Source organism: Streptococcus sp. 2018110 (assembly GCF_019754115.1).
In the GTDB taxonomy this organism is placed as follows: domain Bacteria; phylum Bacillota; class Bacilli; order Lactobacillales; family Streptococcaceae; genus Streptococcus; species Streptococcus hashimotonensis.
In genome coordinates this window covers 1-638 of record NZ_JAIJZO010000046.1, presented here as the reverse complement: position 1 = coordinate 638, position 638 = coordinate 1, and the positions used below count along the sequence as shown (strand labels likewise).

Here is a 638-nt window from a genome sequence, read left to right as displayed (position 1 = left end):
AACTTTGGTTCTGTCAAAGATTGGTCAATTAGATAAAGACCTGTCTTAGCACCTAGTCCTCCACCCTCACCAACAAGAGTTGTGGCAATTCCACTAGGGTCGTAGACACGGTAGCTTTGCATACCACCTACAAGTTGCTTAAGATGGCTACCGCTTTCTCCGCTGATAGGTAGTACCTTTCGTCGACCTCTGCTTCTAAGATGTCCGAGAGTGTAGATGCGTTCTCGATTTTGGGGAACTCCGTAGTCTTTTGAATTGAACACTTGCCACTCAAGGTCGTACCCTGCTTCATCCAAGATAGAGAGATAGTCGAGATAATCTCGTCCCCTGCCACTTGATAAAAGTCCCTTAACATTTTCAAGGAGTATCCACTCGGGTTTATCTTCTTCCTCTTGGCTTTGGAGGAGGTCAACAAATGTAAAAAAGAGTCCACTTCGTTCACCGTATAGTCCTGCTCGCTTCCCTGCGATAGACACATTTTGACAAGGGCTTCCCGCAGTCCATAAATCTGCTTTTGGAAGTTGTGTTGGGTCAATGCTTGTGATGTCGTCATGAAACCATTCTCCTTTCGTGTCATACATTGCTTCATAAGATTTTCGTGCAAACTTATCCTTTTCACAGTAACCGATACATTTGAA

The 638-nt window shown here is 44.4% G+C and carries 1 protein-coding gene; it reads right to left on the bottom strand.

Annotated features, from left to right (window positions below; translation table 11 throughout):
• On the bottom strand, positions 1 to 629 hold a 629-nt coding region (locus K5Q34_RS11680), incomplete at its 3' end, for a DNA (cytosine-5-)-methyltransferase (protein ID WP_221865063.1).
• Positions 630 to 638 lie beyond the last annotated feature (9 nt).